We start from the raw sequence: 1,288 nt of genomic DNA, 5'->3' as shown, positions 1-1,288 counted from the left end.
GCAAAAACTCTATCCAGAGAATCCATATCAATATTTCAATGATATACGTACAAAAACAGTCACAGAAAGTACAACACCGCATCCTGCACAGAATTTACCAGTTGAAAAGCTATTAGCCCAACTTAAACAGCATTGGGGAAATCAAACTTTAGCAACTATGAGTGTTAAAAACCCAAATACGAATCAGGCTCAAATTACATTTATTCAGCAAGAAGACCATTCTATTACCCGTAATCAAGCACAAATTACATTAGATGCTACAACCGCTAAAGTCTTGGGTGATACACGTAATCATAGTCCTATTGCCACACTTTATGCTGGAGTATATGGCCTACATATGGCAACTTTTGCTCAGCCTCTACTTCGCTTAGGATTGTTTTTCTCTGGCATTTTAGGCTGTGTAATGATTGCCTCTGGCTTGTTGCTTTGGAGTCTTAAACGCCAACTTCAAAGTAAAAATAGTCAGTTTCATTTAGGGCACTATTTAGTTGACCGTTTAAATGTTGCTACCTTTGTAGGTTTACCTTGTGCAACTCTTGCTTATTTGTATGCGAATCGATTGTTTACTGTCACGGCCACCACTGTTAATTATGAAATTTATAGTTTCTTCTTCGTGTGGCTCATGAGCTTTATTATTGCGCTCATCACTAAAAAACAATATTTATGGCAAACTCAGCTAGGTATTTTTATTCTGCTTAGTATTGCACTCCCTATCTTGAATATAAGTTATTTACTGAAAAATAATTATATTCAAAACTTTAGTGGTTATTGGGATTTTGCACGTATAGATATATTTTTCTGGTTATTTGCAGCTTTAGCCTTTTTTATATTTCTTAAAATTAAGCCTATTCAATATAAAGCTTCAGATAAAATTCAAAAAAAGCTGAGTAAGTTAAATATTGAGGTGAATTCATGATGTTCTTTGTGTTTATCCTGACTTTACTAGGCATGTATTTACTATTCATATCGACTGAAAAATATCGCTCACCGAAATCAACTGGTCATTTCAAACCTTTAGCTCAAAAATATTATTCATTGTTGAGGATATTGGCCTTTTTACTATTTGCGTTGAGCGGGTTTATTCTCATCAAAAAATATGGTTTTTCAATTGGTTTTGTCAGCTGGTGGATCTTTGCAACACCCTTAACCTTTTTGCTGATACTTTGGCTTAATCCGCTCAAGCCATCAAAAACTTCCTCTTAAGTCATCAATTTGAATAAAATTTCCTCAAGCTAAGCATGATTTTGATTGCTTAGCTTTTTTTTGCATAAGTAAATCATTATTCATG

2 protein-coding genes are annotated in these 1,288 nt (G+C 34.0%); both read left to right on the top strand.

From position 1 onward, the window contains the following. On the top strand, window positions 1–916 hold a 916-nt coding region (locus VXQ92_RS18630; RefSeq protein WP_416682805.1), incomplete at its 5' end, for a PepSY domain-containing protein. Beyond that, window positions 913–1,203 carry a DUF1634 domain-containing protein gene (locus VXQ92_RS18625; protein WP_111811063.1) on the top strand — a complete coding sequence of 97 codons (291 nt, stop codon included), beginning with the start codon at window positions 913–915 and terminating at the stop codon, window positions 1,201–1,203. The genes VXQ92_RS18630 and VXQ92_RS18625, both read left to right, overlap by 4 nt. Window positions 1,204–1,288: the final 85 nt, after the last annotated feature.

Source organism: Acinetobacter sp. 228 (assembly GCF_048147885.1).
This window is presented reverse-complemented; position numbering and strand designations above follow the sequence as displayed.